The following is a 15,373-nucleotide window of genomic DNA, read 5'->3' as shown; positions in this document are numbered from 1 at the left end:
ATTTAAAGGATGGGAAAACAGATAACTCATATTAAAAATAGGGTTATCTTGCCTTCCCCCCTGCCGTGAAAAGCCAATTTATGGCATAATCCGCGTTTTATTACGCATGTAGACAGAAAAAATGACTGAAAATGAATTGCTAACTCGCTGTGGCGGCAAATGTGAACTCTGCGGAAGTGACGTCGAACTCTCTATTTATGACTTACCAGCTTCCGATGGTCATGAAAACGAGATCATGATTTGTGAAAATTGCAGCAGCCAAATCGCCGCACCGGATACCATGGACATGAACCACTGGCGTTGTCTGAACGACAGCATGTGGAGCCAAGTCCCGGCGGTTCAAGTGATGTCATATCGCATGCTGAAGCGCCTAAGCAGCGAAAGCTGGGCGCAGGATTTACTGGATATGCTGTATCTGGAAGAGGATTTACGCGCTTGGGGTGATGCCGAAGCGGCTGCCGCGAGCGATGATACACCTCCGACCTTAGACAGCAACGGTGCGGTACTGAACGCTGGCGATACCGTTGTTATCATTAAAGATCTCAACGTTAAAGGCACCAGCTTTGTGGCAAAACGCGGCACCGCGGTTCGCAATATCTCGTTGACCAACAATCCAGAGCATATCGAAGGCCGTGTGAATGGCACTCGCATCGTGATCCTGACCTGCTTTGTGAAGAAGTCTTAATCGACTCGAGTTGAAGCTGTTAGCTTGATACCTGAGCCGCCCAATTTGTATTAATTGGGCGGTTTTTTTATGTGCTTAAATCCTAGGCCATCACTTGTCGATAGTGCTGGGCATAGCCGCTCGGATTAAATTGCCGCGACAGCAGATAAGCGATGACACTCAGCGCCGCAAGTAATAACCAAGCCATATTAAAGCTTTGGAAATTATCGCGAATAAGTCCCGCTATCCAAGGTGAGATAGCGGCAATACTGTAGCCAATACCCTGCACAAAGGCGGTTAACTTACCCGCTAAAAGCGGATTATGTTGATGATCCATAGTCACAATCAAACTCAGCGGGAAAATACCACCAATCCCGAGTCCCGCCAGTGCGGCCCAGAGGAATATCGGTACCTGTGGTGCGAGGGCGAACCCCATAAAACCAATGAGTTGCAACAGACACAGCAAGGCAATAATCGCCCGTCTATCCGTCGATTTGCTGGCAAGCCAAGGAAAGACTAAGCCTGCGATCACTTCCATACTGGTGAGGAAGCCTAAGGCTAATCCTGCCTGGGTTTGGCTATAACCTAACTCGATGGCATAAGGCGCTAACCAGGCGAGCACGCAGACATAACAACTTGTCCCTAAAGCAAAAAACAGCGCCAATAACCAACTGCGGCGATAGCGCCAAAATGAGTATTCCGCCTGTTTGTCGGTGTGACTCGGCAGGGCAAGATGTTTTCGGCTGACAATCCATAGCAAGATGGCAGCGAGGGCTAACCAAGTCCAATGGCCTAAGCCTGCTCGCCAGCCTAAATCGGCCGCTATAAAAGGTGCGCTGCTGGCGGCCATTGCCGCCCCGCCCATAATTGCGGTGACATATAAGCCCATCATCAACGGTGTTTTGTCGGCAAAGTTTTGTTTAATCAGAGTAGGCATTAAGGTTTGGATGAGGGCGATACCCATGCCCGCTAAAAGCGCAGAACAGATTAGCGCATTCGCCGTCTCGACCCAAAAACGCATCGCAGTTGCAATCAGCAGAAATAGCAGCGATACCGTCACTGTGTTTGCAAACCCCAAGCCTTTAGCAATCTTAAAACCAACGAAACATCCCATTCCCATGGCGAGGACTGGCAGCAGGGTGAGCATTGAGGCGAGGGCAAAACTTAAGGAAATATCCTGTTGAATACTCGGCAGCAAAGGGCCGACAGAGGCAAGGATGGGGCGCAGATTAAGCCCGATAAGTAACAGACTGACACCTATCATCAGTTGATTGCCCCTAGGGGATAAAATATGAGACATCGCATACTCCTATGCAGGGTCGAATAAAAATGGCTAACACAATTCGTTGAACAGTTTGCACTGTGAAACTGACTTAAACTTTATTGAAAGTATCTTTATATAAAGATATGTAAATTCTGCGGTAAAATGGTTAGCATGTAAAGAATCTTTATGTAGAGATAAAACCATGGCAGAAAATCAACCAGCACTCGATACTCAGCAGGCACTCGTAACGTCTGAAGACGGATTGGATATCATCCTTGGGCAGTGGCAGGCTCAAGGGGTGACAGAGGATTTGGTCCCGATGGCGGTGTTAGGGCGCATCGCGCGCCTGACCAAATATATGGAAAACGCCATCGCCCTGTGTCACGGCGAATTTGGCCTAGGTCAGGGGGAATTTGATGTGCTCGCGACGCTCAGACGTTCGGGCGAGCCTTATATGCTATCGCCTTCGCAGCTGTATCAGAGCATGATGTTAAGCTCGGGCGCCATGACCAGTCGCTTAGACCGGCTTGAAAATAAAGGGCTGATTGCCCGTGAGCACAGTAAGGAAGACCGCCGCGCCGTGCATGTGTCGCTCACCGCAGAAGGCAAGTCATTGATTGACGCGGCGCTGCCCAAACATATTCAATGCCAGAGCGCGTTATTGGCAGGGGTGCCTAGCGCCGAGCGCGAAATATTGCAGCAGATTTTAAAGACTTGGCTTGCTCACTTTGAACGGTAATCGGCCCAGTTTTTGGGGCGAGAGACTAAGTGCCGTATGGCGTTTTAGGGATAACATCAGGGAGTGACTATGGTAAAAAAACGCGAAGCGTTTGAAATTGAAGGCAAGCGAGTCGTTGCGGGCACGCAGATGGGGATAAAACTTCCCGCCGCTAAGCTTTATACTGATACCCAACTCGATATTCACGTGGAAGTGTTTCATGGCCTCAAACCTGGCCCGACACTGTTAGTCTGCGCCGCCATCCATGGCGATGAGCTCAATGGCATTGAGATCTGCCGGCGCTTGCTTGGGCGCGTCAATCCTAAAAATCTAGCAGGCACTTTGATAGTGGTGCCTATAGTCAATGTGTTTGGTTTTATTCAACAATCCCGTTATCTCCCCGATAGGCGCGATCTCAATCGTTGTTTCCCCGGCTCGAGTAAAGGTGCGCTGGCGAGCCGTTTAGCCAACCTTTTTGCGACCCAATTACTGGTGCATGCAACCCATGTGATTGATTTACATACGGGTGCAATTCATAGGGACAACTTGCCGCAGATCCGTTGTGATACTGGTGATGAAACCATGTTAGCCATGGCGAATGCCTTCGGCGCGCCACTTATCATGCACTCCAAGGCGCGCAGCGTGTCGATGCGTGGCTATGCGAACCAGCAAGGCATTCCCTGTATTTTGTATGAGGCAGGCGAGGCGCTGCGCTTTAGTGAATTGGCGATTAAGTCGGGACTTAAGGGCGTACTCAATGTGATGCGAAGCCTTGGTATGCTCAAGGGGCGAGTCAGCAACAAGGTTGCCAGTGTCAGCGCAATACGCAGTTATTGGGTTCGCAGTGAGTCCGATGGTTTAGTGAATATGAAGCTTAAACTCGGGCAGCGGGTCAACAAGGGGTATATCATCGCTCATATTGTGAGTCCGCATGGGGGCGATAGTGTGGCCATTCGCGCGCCCACCGATGGCATTATCATAGGGATCAGTAATATACCTGTGACCAATGAAGGTGAGGGCATGTTTCATATTGCGCAGTTCGAAGGGGATGAAATTGAAATCGCCAACGAACAACTCGATGAATTTTTAATGGAATACGCCTGATATTTACTGTGCATTAGCTTTAAAGCCAATAGCGTACTGAGGAGTCAAATGAAGACTGTTAACGTCGGTGATAAACAGATTTGCCCGAGTAAGATTCTGTGTATTGGGCGAAATTATGTCGACCATATCCACGAGCTGGGTAATGATATTCCCGAAGACATGGTGGTGTTTTTCAAGCCAAACTCGGCGATTAGCACAGTGCTACATGCTGAGCATTTAGGCGAAGCGCTGCACTATGAAACTGAGCTGTGTTTTATCTATCAGCAGGGGCATTTTAGCCATGTTGGGGTAGGGCTGGATCTCACTAAGCGAGAGCTGCAAAGCAAACTGAAAACCAAGGGATTACCCTGGGAAAAGGCTAAAGCCTTCGATGGCGCGGCGCTCTTTAGCCCTTTTGTTGCTATCGATGATGCCAGCGCGGCATTTGAATTTAGCTTAACTATCGACGGGGCGTTAACCCAAGCGGGCCATATTGAGTTAATGATCTATAACCCGCAGACGATTCTAGAAGAATTACAAAGCTTTACCACCTTAGAAGACGGCGACATTGTGATGACAGGTACCCCAAAAGGCGTCGGCATCATTCCACCGAATCGGGTATTTAAGGTGGCCTTAGGCCTTAAGGATGCGCCACACCAAGCGCCCTTGGTCGAATGTGAATGGCAAAGCCGGTAATGCAATGACGGCGCACTCTGCATCGGCTCATCAGGCGGCAACTGAGCAGGCAATCCAACCCCTTTGGCAATATCTGCTCGCCTTAGGAGCCGAGCCTGAGCATTTAGCGCCGCTACTCACACAAGCAAGGGCGCTTTCATATCAGTCCGGCGAGTGCTTGTTACCCCAAGGCGAGCGTCAAATCTTTGCCTATTTTGTGGTGGATGGCATAGTGCGCGCTTGCCACTATACCCAAGAGGGCAGTGAACGCTGTAAGGAATTTTACTTCGAAGGTGAGCTTTGTTTCTTATATAGCAGTTGGTTAAAGCAGGATATTGCGCCCTATCAGTTAGAAACAGTCACTGCTTGCAGGCTAGTGCAAATGCCACTTGCCGTGCTAAACGAGCCATCGATGCAGCGAGTGCAACTTGCGCTACTCAAACAGCAATTATTGTATAAAGAACAAAAAGAAGCCTTTTTGCTGCTTAATACACCAGAGCAACGTTACTTACATTCACTCGAGCATTTTCCCCTCTGGGTTGAGCGTTTAACTCATGCCCAACTGGCTAATTATATTGGCATTACCGCGATTAGCCTGTCGCGGATCCGTAGACGTTTGCAAGATTCAGTATAAACAGCCATCCAATTAACTTAAGTTAATGCGCTTTTAGGTCATCCCCTGCATGCTACTCGGCTATCAGTCTGAGTCACAGTGGAATGTATTGGCTTATTTCATAGGCCGATATCGAACCCTAAAGGAGCCTATATTGAGTGCTTTTACCCTGTCGCAACTATTGGTGGCAATCGCCATCGTTTTCGATTTGATCTCGTTTCAATTTAAGGCGCGTGAGCGCATCGTCGCCTGCTTATTCGTCTCGGGCATCCTAATCTCCATCCATTTTTGTTTATTGGCACAATGGACGGCCGCAGGCCTGATGGGGATTGCCACTGTGCGTTACCTCACCAGCATTTTTACTACGTCTAAAAAGGCCATGTGGGGTTTTAGCGGGGCGGCGGTGCTGATGAGCGGCTTGACCTACAGCGGGCTTGTGAGCGTGATAAGTTGTATTGGAACGCTGTTTCAAACCCGCGCCGCCTTTTGTCAGGCGGATAAAAATCTGCGCTTATTGATGATAGTCGGCACCAGTTTTTGGTTGTGCCACAATATCTTAGTTGGCTCGCCCGTGGCGGTGTTGATGGAGGTGCTGTTTATTGGCAGTAATCTGGTGGGATATTACCGCTATTATTTTCGAGGACAATTACGCTAATCCTAATAGAGGCTTAGATACCTGCCACGGCTTCCATATCCAGCTCGATATCGGTACAGCCCTTAGGGCAGAAAATGCCTGCGGCTTGGTCGGCTTTAGCCGTCTCCGGCAAGATGACTTTGAGGGTTTGATTGCAGCTTGGACATTGCACTGGCTTGCCTTTAAAGACCCGTTTAATCAGGTTTTTCTGTTCATTAAACGAGTTTGCAGTGCTTTGGTTTAACACCGCAAAAGGGCTAGTCGATGCATTGGTCATAGGCAATCAGATCCTTAAAGGTACGGTTATATGTTGGCTATGTATTTAGCGGAAAGAATTATAGCCTGATTGGGAACGGGAATGAAAAGTCTAAATCATATATATCAGCATGTGTCCACTTGCTGAACTTAGGCTGACTAAAAGCAAAAATAAGCGGTTTTGACCTTGTCGGAAGGGGGATTTTTTGATGCTATCAGCAAGGCGGATTTTATCATAAGAGTGAAATATGCCGCGACTAGGATATTGGGGGAGATAATGAGTATGTTTGTTAAATTAACGATAGCGGCGACTGTCCTTGTGCTCAGTATTCTTGCCGCGGGCATTTATCGTTTTAACATGACCAATGATGATATTTACATGGTCATGGAAGATGGCCAAGTGCTGCAATACGATGAGGCCATGGCACAGGCCGATGCTAAGGCAAAAGCCAAAGAGGCGGCATTATCTTCCAGTGAAGATGCCATCGAATCTGTGGTGCCAAGCGAGGTCCAACCGGTGGCGAACGCCTCCGAGGTGATGCTGAAACTCTTCAGCTTAAATACGGCCAATCACTTTGAAGTGAAGCTGCCCGATAGCCAACTACCCGTGGTATTGACGCACTTTATTAAAATCAAGCAAACGGAATTTGCGTTGGGGGATTATCAACAAGGTGATGAAAAGGGCAGGGTATTGCTAGATTATATGCGGATCACACCGCTTAATTTTGACCCCGCATTAGAGCCTGATACCCAAAGCGATGCACCATTGCAGGACGATCCTAAGCAGCAAACCATGCCCTTTGTGGCGCCTTATATCGTCACGAACCAAGGTTCGGGGGTATTTTGGTACCTTGGCTTGTTTAGCTTAGATTATGCTCAAAATCGATTAGTGCACTTAGGCAGTGTGTTTATTGGTGATCGCATCGAAGTCGATAGTATTGAACCCGTGTATCCCTTTGAAGCGCCGTTTAAAGTCGCCATTACCTACCGCGATAGGGTGGCTGACCAACCTATGGTCGAGGAGCCTAACGTGGCTAAAACCCTTGAGGTCGGTGTGAGTGAAACGGAAATTAAAGCACTGAATTAGGTTTATATCTGGGCTTATGCTAAGTTAATTTTACCTCAGCTACGGCTGAGGTATTTATTTCACCTAGCGGCTGGGAAAGCTAAGGTTTTGACATAAAGCATAAAATTAAAACAAGGAGCGTGTCATGGAAATGACCAAAGTCACGGGCAAATTTGATGTTAAGCTCAATCCCGAGAGTGCCTATGCCACAGGTGTGGGGGGCGTGAACTTGGGCAGAATGACCTTAGATAAAAGCTTTTATGGTGAGCTAGAAGCTCGCAGCCAAGGCGAAATGCTCAGTGCCATGACAGCGGTAAAAGGCTCGGCAGGTTACGTGGCGATAGAGCAAGTCGTGGGAAAACTGTGCGGCAGACAGGGCAGTTTTGTGCTGCAACATTTTGGCATTATGACCGATGGGCAAAATCGCTTGCACCTTGAGGTTGTCCCCCATTCTGGCGCGGGTGAGCTCACAGGGCTATATGGCACTATGGCGATAAGCATCGAAAATGGTCAACATTTTTATGAATTTAGCTTCTGCATCGAACAGGAAGCCGAAGCCTAAGGCATGATTAACATGACATCGTGCCGATAAAACAAAACCAGCCGAAGCTGGTTTTGTGGTTTTTGCCCGAGTGACTAATACCAACCGCTGAGTTATCAAGCGCTGAATTAGCAAGGGCTGCATGTCAGGACCATTATGAGGTTTTGACTTTGATTTTATCGACGACCTTTTTCACATCATCGGTATTTTTAGCAATGGTCAGGGCTAATTGACGTTCGGCATCGCTAGCCACTTCACCCTGTAAGGTCACAACGCCATCGGCAACGTCGACGTTAATTTGGGTGCCCGATACGTCGGTCGAGAACAACAGACGGGTTTTCACGACCGTTGCGACCTTAGAGTCGGTTAGGGTCTTCACCATCTCACTGGTGCCTTCGTCTTCATTCATCACGGTTAATTTGTTATCGACCCCTTTTACCCCATCTAAGCTTTTGATGAGTTCAGCGGCGAGCGCCTTATCGACACTGCTCTCCACTTGACCCGTTAAAGTGACATGGCCGTTTTTCACGTCGGTCATAATGTCAAAGGAGTTGAGATTAGTATTGAGCAACAAAGTCGTTTCGGCCTTGCCATCGATCCAAGCATCTTTGGCATCGTCTTTCCAATCCTGTGCGGCGGCCACATTTAAACTGATAGAACCGACAAGTAAGGTGGTTAAAGCTAAAGTTGTCGTGTTTTTCATAATGATATCCTCCGTTGTTATCTCGAAGATACTAAAGCGTGAATCGTGCCAATGTTTTTATATTGCTGATTTTAAATGGAATAAATTTGATTTGTGACGTATTTTAGGAGTTTAGCTTAATCGCCAAATCGGCGCTTTTTACCGACAAAATGTAAATATTACCGAGGGTGATTCAGCGATTGGGCTTAAGTGGGATAAGCACTAAAAACAGCCAGATCACAAGCAACAAAAACGCGGCTCAGTTGGCCGCGTTATTTGGAGGTGTAGGCGCATTTACAGGGCTTGGCAGCGCAGGTGCAAAGTATCCAAATGGATTTGTAGCCAGGCAATATCCTCGGCCAATTGGCTGATTAACCTCGGGTGATTGGCTTTTTTAATTAACTGTTTGAGGTGGCTAAGGCGCTGACGCTCAAGCTCACAGAGCACGACGAGGGCATCGGCAAGTTGTTGTTTGATAAGTAAAGCATCGACATCGGCATAGGGCCGAGTCTGCGATGGCGGCACTGAGTGCGGGCCTAGGTGCGGGCCCATTTGTTGCAATGTTTGGGCGAGCAGTTGCCTAAATCGTGCCTGCATTCCTTGGTACGTCTTGATTTGGGCGATAAAAATGCGTTTTAGGCTGTAGTCATCGACTGAAGTATTGGCCCGAGTATAAAAATCCACGCCGGTTTGCGTCAGCTCGATTAACTCATTAACCAGCTTAATATCGGCGCTCAGCTCGGTCTGATGTTGCGCAACATTAGACGTCATAACGACCTCCTGTGGTAGTTTGGGCTGCTCCGCCGACACGGATTGCCCAAGTTTTTTATGGAAATATCAACTTCATTCAGCTTCTATGCATATTTCGTTCACTTTTTAATGATAAGTTAATGACTTGATTTAACTGATGATATTTATCCATTGTCGCCAGTGGGCTGCTTATTATCGGCAACTCTTACCGTTGAGATTGTTAAAATTTCACGGCTGGCATACAGTGGTGCTTCATTCACAGGGAGTGGCACAAGATGATCCGACCAACGCTTTTCTATCATCTACAGGACTTCGAAACTGAGCAGGCATTAGTGCAGCTCGAGGGCGCGCAGACCTACAACAAGCTACGCAGTACCGATGATTTATCTTGGATTAGTCAGCTGGAGGCCAATCGTATCGATGTGGCGATCATTGAGCTGCCCCTTCTAAGTCGTGAAGATTACTTAGCCTTACTCGAGTCCAGCGCCATTGCGGATGTGGAGTTTATTTTCCTCTCCGACGGCCTGCCGAATCCTCACCTCGATAAACTCTTGTCCAAATACGCGGGCTACCATTTCCGTAAGCCCATCGATATGTCATTGCTGTGCGAAACCTTAGCGGATTTTGCCCAGCATCTGGTTGCCAACACTTCGACGCGCATTCGCCCCTTTGCCAGCGAATTAGACCAATATGGTCTGCTGGTGGGCTCCTCGTTACCTATGCACCGCTTGTATCGCACTATCCGCCGCGTGTCGGCCGCCGAGAGCAATGTGTTGATTATCGGTGAGAGTGGCGCGGGTAAAGAACTGGTCGCCAATACCATTCACTTAGCCAGCCCACGGGTGAATAAGCCCTATATTGCGATTAACTGCGGCGCCTTGAGCCCAGAATTGGTCGATAGTGAACTCTTCGGTCATGTAAAAGGCTCTTTCACTGGCGCGAATCGTGATCATCAAGGGGTATTTGAGCAGGCCGAAGGCGGCACCTTATTCCTCGATGAAGTCACCGAGATGCCGCTCGAGCATCAAGTTAAGCTATTAAGGGTGCTCGAAAATAATGAATATCGCCCCGTCGGTAGCCCTAAGGTGCTCAAGGCGAATGTGCGTATTGTGGCGGCGACAAACCGCGATCCTCTAGTGGCGATTGAGCAAGGGCAGCTGCGGGAAGATTTGTACTTTCGTTTAGCGCATTTTCCCATTCAAGTGCCGCCATTGCGGGAACGCGGGGAAGATATAGTGGGTCTTGCAAAGCATTTTCTGGCCTATCGCAATGCGGCGGAAAAACAGAGCAAAGTGTTCTCGAACACAAGTTTAGAGGCGATTGCAGCCCACACTTGGCCGGGGAATGTGCGCGAGTTAAAGCATGCTATCGAGCGCGCTTATATTCTGGCGGACCATGAGATTACTCCTGAGCATTTACAGCTTACGCCCAGTTTGGAAAAAGAGGCGTCTGCGGAGGAAAATGTGGTGATCCCCCAAGGTATGCGCCTTGAGGATCTGGAAAAAATCGCCATTTACCAAGCGCTTGAAACGAGTCAGGGCAATAAAACCGACACCGCCGAGCAGCTTGGGATCAGCGTTAAAACCCTCTATAACAAGCTCAGTAAATATGAGCAGGAGTCAGACGTTCAAACCGCTGATGCAGATTCCGTTAGCGAAGATCCCGTTAGCAATAGTGTCGCCAAGTAGCCATCTACCTTTAAATGCCTAAAATAAGCTAATGCATTGATTCCGCATTTGATTCAGCTTTGATTCAGAGTTGATTCTAAAAGTGTTAGCTTATTTGGGACTCTGACTGCGGTTCATCATTTTGCGCTTGATAGGGCACAAACACCTTCAAAGAGGCGGGCAGGATATCGATATTGAGTTCCTCCGGCTCACAAATTTCGCCATCAATCACATACTTGCATGGGGGCTGACTGCTGATCTTCACCTTTTTTGCGTGGGCGTGTTTTACTTTGCCAGTGTTGCTCGAGGGCGCAGAGTCGCTATTGGCGGCCTCTTTAATCCAGCCGGTAAAAGCCAGTTCAGCCAGGCTGATAAGCTGTTCATTCGGCTCATTATTTGAATCCAACCAAGTGATATCCAACAAGCCGTCAGTCATATTGGGTTCGCCCTTACCTTGGGCGAGTAAGCTGGTAAAAGGCGCGGCATTGGCAACCACTAGGCTGTGGGTTTGCACTGTCATTGGGGCTTGGTCATCTAAAGTCAGCTGCAACTCGAGGTTGGTGTCGGTGTTCACCGCGCGCCACAAACCATCGAGATAGGCGAGTTGGCCGAGGGCATTTTTACGCTCGCGGCTTGCCGACTCAATCATTTGTTGCTCAAACCCAATGCCGACCAGCAGTAACACCAGTCGCTCATTGCAACGCGCTGTGTCTATGGTCTGTGTCTGGCCTTGGATAATATTATCAAGGGCTTGGGAGACAGCATTGAGCTTACTGCTTAAACCAAAGAGGGCGTGTGACAGGGCATTGGTGGTGCCTAGAGGGATAATGCCTAAGGTGATATCGGTGTCGATAATCTCCGCTGCGACCTCTGTGACTGTGCCATCGCCACCGCAAGCGATAATGATATCGGCGCCCTGAAGCCGTGCTTTTTTCGCTTGGGTTTGGGCGCTAATCTCTGGCGTGGTGAGCGCTAACTGCACCTCAAAATAGTGTTTCAGTTCAGTGCAAATTTGTTCGCCATGGCTTTGCCATTTACCCGCGCCAGAGACGGGATTGGCGATAATCCAGGCGCGTTTATGCAGTTTGATTTCCCCTTTAGTGTACATCTGCTCCAGCGCTTTAAGTTGCCAGCGATTTAACCCTGCGGTTTTACGAATGCTTTTAATCTGTTGCAGCACCTCGGCGAAGCTGAGTTCGGGGCGGCGGCATACAAGATAAGCGGCCAGCACCATTACGGAACGCCCGCGGCCGAGCGCACAGTGGATTAATACCCGCTTTTGGGCACGTACTTGGCGATGTAACCAGTTAATCGCCTGATTTAATTGGGCGCTAGTCGGTACACTGTGGTCAAGAATAGGGATATTCAGATAGTCGATATGCTCTTCATACAGGGACACATCGAGGCCGTCGAATTCGGCGGTGACATCTAAAATAGCGGTAATGCCATAACGATTCAGTTTAGGTAAATCGGCAGCGCTTAAGCGGCTACCCAAGTACAGATATTTATCAATGGCTTGCATTGAGGGCACGCTATCGCGGCGCCGTGCCCAGAGATTATAGAGTCGGCACCCTAATAAAAATGGAATAAAGCCCCAGCGAATATACCAAGGGATGGATCCATCCTGACGTTTTCTAAAAATACTGGCGAGATTAAACCAATAGGCCGAGCCGACAAGGGCGAGGGATAGGCTGCTCCATGCCCAAATAAAGGTGAGGATGGGAGAGTGTCCTGCTACGGCGAAATAGCCAAATAACAGCGCTCCGAACAGGTAGAAATACTTAATGTGGATCCTACTCAGCATTGGCATCTCCTCCATCAATAAACGGCGAGCCTCAGGGAAACCCACTTTATCGTGACCAATGACTGTCGCGATAAAGTGGTTCGGTGGTACTCAATTGAACTGTGGTTCCCCTGATAGGCTCGTTTGCGGGACTCTCTACTCGCCGTCATCCGTCCTAGCAGCGGGTATCTTTCGCTTTAACGCCTTCTTTCAGTTCTTCACAGGCATCTTCAATCGCATTGCCTGTATCTGTGATGGCTTCATCGATTTTTTCGCCTGCGTCCTCGGCGTGATTGTCGCTACAGGCTGACAGCCCAAAGGTTAATAATAAGGCTAAAAATGCAGTGGTAATCATGGTGATAGGTTTCATATCGATTCTCCTTTTATCCAATTTAAGCGCGTGGTGCCTTGCCCTTAAGGGCGTTGACCAGCAGGGAAATCACAAGTAATACAATAAATAGGAAGAAAATAATCTTTGCGATCCCCGCTGCGGCGCCAGCGATCCCCGTAAATCCAAACAGTCCGGCGATAATGGCCACAACCAGAAACATTAAGGTCCAACCTAACATAGCCACCTCCTTTGTCTTATTTCGGTTTTTCTGTCTTCTTTCACTCTGTACTATTATGTCGAGCGAGCTAGTTGAGTTCGTTGTTGAGAGCTAGTTGAGTAAGCTAGGTTACGTCTTACATCCCGTTATCACTCAATCCCGCAATAAACTCACAAAGGAGATATTGCGAGCTTAATGCCAACTTTGAAATTGTTGATTAATTTACTGATTATTAATGTTATTTTTAAATTCTGTATTGGCGAGAGTATTGGCTGATATAAGCGAGATAGGCAATTTTTACCTGCGATTCGGTAAGAGTTGCAGTGGGGAAATCGAGGGGGAATCTCGTCCATCAAAGTTCGTTTCTGTAATCCATTTTAAAATCAGGCCGTATGTATTTGATAGTTTGCAGGCGAGCATTGTCACGGCAGTGGACATCGGAAAAAGGGATTTTTCCGTTGAGCCCCCAAGGATGGGTTTACGGCGTGCCACTGAAGTGACAATGCAGAGCGGAAACGGAACTCCAATCGGCTTTTGGCATTATGTATTCGATTGATTGCACCATGCCGAGCGGAAGTTGACCCATAAATGAATCAAAAATTGAAGTCAAAAAAAGCGGGTTAAGTTTTCACTTAACCCGCTCAATAAAGTTTACCAAAGCGAATTAGCAGCGTTGCAGTGGTTTCCAGCGTTGCAAGCTGACCGGAATACTTACCCCTTGGGATAACAACAGGTTAATCCGTGCTTGGTAGGCTGCGCCTTGCATTAAATGTTTAGCTAAATCGACCGCATTGCGCTCGCGGTAATCATCTAAATAACTGCCTTTAGCCCAGGCATTAAAGGCGCCGAGGGCTGGGCCTGCCCAAATCTGATAATCCATTTCGCGGCCAACTTCACCCGTGTTTGACCAGCGGCTCGAAAGACCTAAATACCAACGGAAAATCAGTGCCATTTTGCGTTTAGGATTGTCCAGTGCGCGCTCAATTTGCTTAGGATCGCGCTCATTAAAGTGCGCCACAGTGCCTGCCCAAATCTCATCTAACGAGGCGCGAAACACTTGCTCTTCCAGCTTTTGTCTTTCCTCTGTCGGGATCGCCTCAATCGAGTCATAGCGGGTGTAAATCTCATAGAGTTTATTGGCACGCATCGGGAATAGGGTACCGCGCTTAACCACTTGTAACTTAACGCCCATTTCGAACATATCGGCGGCGGGCGCCATAGTCACATCGGCCATTTCGGTGGTGGCGAGTAACTTACGGGTATGTTCGCTGGCTCCCGCCTCAACACAGGCTTGGTTGATTGAGCCGGTGACAATATAGGCCGCGCCCATATTGAAGGTCGCCAGCGCCGCATCTGGCGTGCCGATACCCCCACCTGCGCCCACACGGATCGGCGTCTTGTACTGGTACTTGGCTTGAATGGTATCTTTGAGCGCCAAAATGGTCGGCAATAACGTGACCAGAGGACGATTGTCGGTGTGACCGCCTGAGTCGGCTTCGGCGGTAATGTCATCGGCCATAGGGACAGATTGCGCCATTAGCATTTGGTCTTCGCTGATAAGCCCTTCGTTCACTAATTGCTGCAGCATCTTAGTGGGGGCTGGCTCCATAAACTTGGTTGCCACCTCGGTACGGCTGATTTTAGCAATCACTTTATTGCCAATCACAATCTCGCCGTTGGCGTCGCGACTCAGGCCTGCGGCGCGGTAATAGACGATTTGCGGCGTTAAGCCCAAGAAAGCCGAGGCCTCAACCGTACGCACTTGATGCTTGAGGAAGAGTTCGACACTGCCACGCTCAAGCGCTGGCTCGCTCGGGCTGTGGATCAAGTTAAAGGCGTAGGGGCCATTGGGCAATGCCGTTTGAATGCGTTTAATCGCGGCTTCAACGCGAGATGGAATTAACCCTGCCGCGCCAAAGGAGCACAAAATGCCCGCCTGACCTAAGGCGATAACTAACTCTTCCGAGGCAATGCCGTTGGCCATGGCGCCCGCGTAATAGGCGTATTTCACCCCATGCACGCGGCGAAAATTACTGTCGCCCAAGCTTTGGGTGCCAAGGGCGGGGGCGAAGGCACTCACAGGATGCAAACCATTGCTTTTGTGTAAGCTATTGCTGGGTTCTACAAGACCCACCACCTCGGCGCTTTGGGCTATGCCTAGGCCTTTCTCGGCATGATTGACTAAGTAACAGGCTTGATTGAGATCTTTAAGTTTTTTGCCAAGGGAATCGATATCGAAACTGATGGCGGCTTCATCAACCTGCCATGGCCAAGGACTGAGCTTATTATTATCGAGTGTGGTATTCGTCATTTGGGCTGTTCACTTTTAGGTGTTTGGGGCCTGAATTTGTTTGCCGCAGTGGGGTTATTCCCTTGCACTGCGGCTGTTGTGTACTGTTTAAGCTAACTGTTGTTAATGCCGCAAGTTAG

At 48.8% G+C, this 15,373-nt stretch carries 17 protein-coding genes; 9 read left to right on the top strand and 8 right to left on the bottom strand.

Annotated features, from left to right (window positions below; translation table 11 throughout):
- Window positions 1-121 precede the first annotated feature (121 nt).
- Complete coding sequence (locus K0H59_RS14435; protein WP_023265774.1) at window positions 122-685, top strand: alkylphosphonate utilization protein; 564 nt, start codon at window positions 122-124, stop codon at window positions 683-685.
- A gap of 82 nt (window positions 686-767) precedes the next feature.
- On the opposite strand, the gene K0H59_RS14430 is transcribed toward K0H59_RS14435, so the two are convergent.
- Window positions 768-1,964 carry a cyanate transporter gene (locus tag K0H59_RS14430; RefSeq protein WP_088210612.1) on the bottom strand — a complete coding sequence of 399 codons (1,197 nt, stop codon included), beginning with the start codon at window positions 1,962-1,964 and terminating at the stop codon, window positions 768-770.
- 166 nt (window positions 1,965-2,130) lie between these two features.
- On the opposite strand from K0H59_RS14430, the gene K0H59_RS14425 reads away from it, so the two are divergent.
- The 5 genes from K0H59_RS14425 to K0H59_RS14405 all read left to right on the top strand — a co-directional run bounded on the left by K0H59_RS14425 (window position 2,131) and on the right by K0H59_RS14405 (window position 5,672).
- On the top strand, window positions 2,131-2,667 hold the full coding sequence (locus tag K0H59_RS14425; protein ID WP_088210613.1) for a MarR family winged helix-turn-helix transcriptional regulator: 537 nt from the start codon (window positions 2,131-2,133) through the stop codon (window positions 2,665-2,667).
- A gap of 69 nt (window positions 2,668-2,736) precedes the next feature.
- The gene (locus tag K0H59_RS14420; protein WP_088210614.1) at window positions 2,737-3,750 is read left to right on the top strand and encodes a succinylglutamate desuccinylase/aspartoacylase family protein; all 1,014 of its coding nucleotides are present in this window, start codon (window positions 2,737-2,739) and stop codon (window positions 3,748-3,750) included.
- A 48-nt stretch (window positions 3,751-3,798) separates the two neighbouring features.
- Window positions 3,799-4,425, top strand: coding sequence for a fumarylacetoacetate hydrolase family protein (locus K0H59_RS14415; RefSeq protein ID WP_088210615.1), 627 nt, complete (start codon window positions 3,799-3,801; stop codon window positions 4,423-4,425).
- 4 nt (window positions 4,426-4,429) lie between these two features.
- A complete protein-coding gene (locus tag K0H59_RS14410; RefSeq protein WP_088210776.1) occupies window positions 4,430-5,038 on the top strand; it encodes a Crp/Fnr family transcriptional regulator in 609 nt (202 codons plus the stop codon).
- A gap of 133 nt (window positions 5,039-5,171) precedes the next feature.
- Window positions 5,172-5,672 carry a YgjV family protein gene (locus K0H59_RS14405; RefSeq protein ID WP_220053514.1) on the top strand — a complete coding sequence of 167 codons (501 nt, stop codon included), beginning with the start codon at window positions 5,172-5,174 and terminating at the stop codon, window positions 5,670-5,672.
- A 13-nt stretch (window positions 5,673-5,685) separates the two neighbouring features.
- On the opposite strand, the gene K0H59_RS14400 is transcribed toward K0H59_RS14405, so the two are convergent.
- Window positions 5,686-5,928: a hypothetical protein gene (locus K0H59_RS14400; protein WP_011626746.1), complete on the bottom strand. Its 243-nt coding sequence runs from the start codon at window positions 5,926-5,928 to the stop codon at window positions 5,686-5,688.
- A gap of 255 nt (window positions 5,929-6,183) precedes the next feature.
- Between K0H59_RS14400 and K0H59_RS14395 the strand changes: the two genes are divergently transcribed.
- Complete coding sequence (locus K0H59_RS14395; protein ID WP_176399860.1) at window positions 6,184-6,993, top strand: hypothetical protein; 810 nt, start codon at window positions 6,184-6,186, stop codon at window positions 6,991-6,993.
- 124 nt (window positions 6,994-7,117) lie between these two features.
- Window positions 7,118-7,534, top strand: a complete 417-nt coding sequence (locus K0H59_RS14390) for a DUF3224 domain-containing protein (protein WP_220053513.1) — start codon at window positions 7,118-7,120, stop codon at window positions 7,532-7,534.
- Between the two features lie 133 nt (window positions 7,535-7,667).
- Here K0H59_RS14390 and K0H59_RS14385 read toward each other — a convergent pair whose 3' ends face one another.
- Window positions 7,668-8,216, bottom strand: coding sequence for a BON domain-containing protein (locus K0H59_RS14385; protein ID WP_220053512.1), 549 nt, complete (start codon window positions 8,214-8,216; stop codon window positions 7,668-7,670).
- A gap of 273 nt (window positions 8,217-8,489) precedes the next feature.
- Window positions 8,490-8,966 carry a hypothetical protein gene (locus tag K0H59_RS14380; protein ID WP_220053511.1) on the bottom strand — a complete coding sequence of 159 codons (477 nt, stop codon included), beginning with the start codon at window positions 8,964-8,966 and terminating at the stop codon, window positions 8,490-8,492.
- 254 nt (window positions 8,967-9,220) lie between these two features.
- Here K0H59_RS14380 and K0H59_RS14375 point away from each other — a divergent pair, with 254 nt between their 5' ends.
- Window positions 9,221-10,633 carry a sigma-54-dependent Fis family transcriptional regulator gene (locus K0H59_RS14375; RefSeq protein ID WP_220053510.1) on the top strand — a complete coding sequence of 471 codons (1,413 nt, stop codon included), beginning with the start codon at window positions 9,221-9,223 and terminating at the stop codon, window positions 10,631-10,633.
- 85 nt (window positions 10,634-10,718) lie between these two features.
- On the opposite strand, the gene K0H59_RS14370 is transcribed toward K0H59_RS14375, so the two are convergent.
- The 4 genes from K0H59_RS14370 to pfaD form a co-directional block, all read right to left on the bottom strand.
- Entirely contained in the window at window positions 10,719-12,416 is a 1,698-nt protein-coding gene (locus K0H59_RS14370; RefSeq protein WP_220053509.1) for a diacylglycerol kinase family protein, read from the bottom strand.
- Between the two features lie 154 nt (window positions 12,417-12,570).
- Window positions 12,571-12,765 carry a hypothetical protein gene (locus K0H59_RS14365; protein WP_220053508.1) on the bottom strand — a complete coding sequence of 65 codons (195 nt, stop codon included), beginning with the start codon at window positions 12,763-12,765 and terminating at the stop codon, window positions 12,571-12,573.
- 22 nt (window positions 12,766-12,787) lie between these two features.
- Window positions 12,788-12,964, bottom strand: a complete 177-nt coding sequence (locus K0H59_RS14360; protein WP_011626732.1) for a DUF1328 domain-containing protein — start codon at window positions 12,962-12,964, stop codon at window positions 12,788-12,790.
- A 643-nt stretch (window positions 12,965-13,607) separates the two neighbouring features.
- Window positions 13,608-15,254, bottom strand: a complete 1,647-nt coding sequence (gene pfaD / locus K0H59_RS14355) for an eicosapentaenoate synthase subunit PfaD (RefSeq protein WP_088210624.1) — start codon at window positions 15,252-15,254, stop codon at window positions 13,608-13,610.
- Window positions 15,255-15,373: the final 119 nt, after the last annotated feature.

Origin of the sequence: Shewanella sp. FJAT-51649 (assembly GCF_019457435.1) — a bacterium.
Taxonomy (GTDB): Bacteria; Pseudomonadota; Gammaproteobacteria; order Enterobacterales; family Shewanellaceae; genus Shewanella; species Shewanella mangrovisoli.
Note: the sequence above shows the minus strand (reverse complement) of the source record. Positions and strands in the feature narration are given on the sequence as shown.

What these genes read in the sequence shown, in the direction of transcription:
- K0H59_RS14395 (WP_176399860.1), top strand. Translation starts at nt 6,184, where the DNA reads ATGAGTATGTTTGTTAAATTAACGATAGCGGCGACTGTCCTTGTGCTC.
- pfaD (WP_088210624.1), bottom strand. Translation starts at nt 15,254, where the DNA reads ATGACGAATACCACACTCGATAATAATAAGCTCAGTCCTTGGCCATGG.
- K0H59_RS14415 (WP_088210615.1), top strand. Translation starts at nt 3,799, where the DNA reads ATGAAGACTGTTAACGTCGGTGATAAACAGATTTGCCCGAGTAAGATT.
- K0H59_RS14365 (WP_220053508.1), bottom strand. Translation starts at nt 12,765, where the DNA reads ATGAAACCTATCACCATGATTACCACTGCATTTTTAGCCTTATTATTA.
- K0H59_RS14425 (WP_088210613.1), top strand. Translation starts at nt 2,131, where the DNA reads ATGGCAGAAAATCAACCAGCACTCGATACTCAGCAGGCACTCGTAACG.
- K0H59_RS14435 (WP_023265774.1), top strand. Translation starts at nt 122, where the DNA reads ATGACTGAAAATGAATTGCTAACTCGCTGTGGCGGCAAATGTGAACTC.
- K0H59_RS14400 (WP_011626746.1), bottom strand. Translation starts at nt 5,928, where the DNA reads ATGACCAATGCATCGACTAGCCCTTTTGCGGTGTTAAACCAAAGCACT.
- K0H59_RS14360 (WP_011626732.1), bottom strand. Translation starts at nt 12,964, where the DNA reads ATGTTAGGTTGGACCTTAATGTTTCTGGTTGTGGCCATTATCGCCGGA.
- K0H59_RS14375 (WP_220053510.1), top strand. Translation starts at nt 9,221, where the DNA reads ATGATCCGACCAACGCTTTTCTATCATCTACAGGACTTCGAAACTGAG.
- K0H59_RS14410 (WP_088210776.1), top strand. Translation starts at nt 4,430, where the DNA reads ATGACGGCGCACTCTGCATCGGCTCATCAGGCGGCAACTGAGCAGGCA.
- K0H59_RS14420 (WP_088210614.1), top strand. Translation starts at nt 2,737, where the DNA reads ATGGTAAAAAAACGCGAAGCGTTTGAAATTGAAGGCAAGCGAGTCGTT.
- K0H59_RS14430 (WP_088210612.1), bottom strand. Translation starts at nt 1,964, where the DNA reads ATGTCTCATATTTTATCCCCTAGGGGCAATCAACTGATGATAGGTGTC.
- K0H59_RS14370 (WP_220053509.1), bottom strand. Translation starts at nt 12,416, where the DNA reads ATGCTGAGTAGGATCCACATTAAGTATTTCTACCTGTTCGGAGCGCTG.
- K0H59_RS14380 (WP_220053511.1), bottom strand. Translation starts at nt 8,966, where the DNA reads ATGACGTCTAATGTTGCGCAACATCAGACCGAGCTGAGCGCCGATATT.
- K0H59_RS14385 (WP_220053512.1), bottom strand. Translation starts at nt 8,216, where the DNA reads ATGAAAAACACGACAACTTTAGCTTTAACCACCTTACTTGTCGGTTCT.
- K0H59_RS14390 (WP_220053513.1), top strand. Translation starts at nt 7,118, where the DNA reads ATGGAAATGACCAAAGTCACGGGCAAATTTGATGTTAAGCTCAATCCC.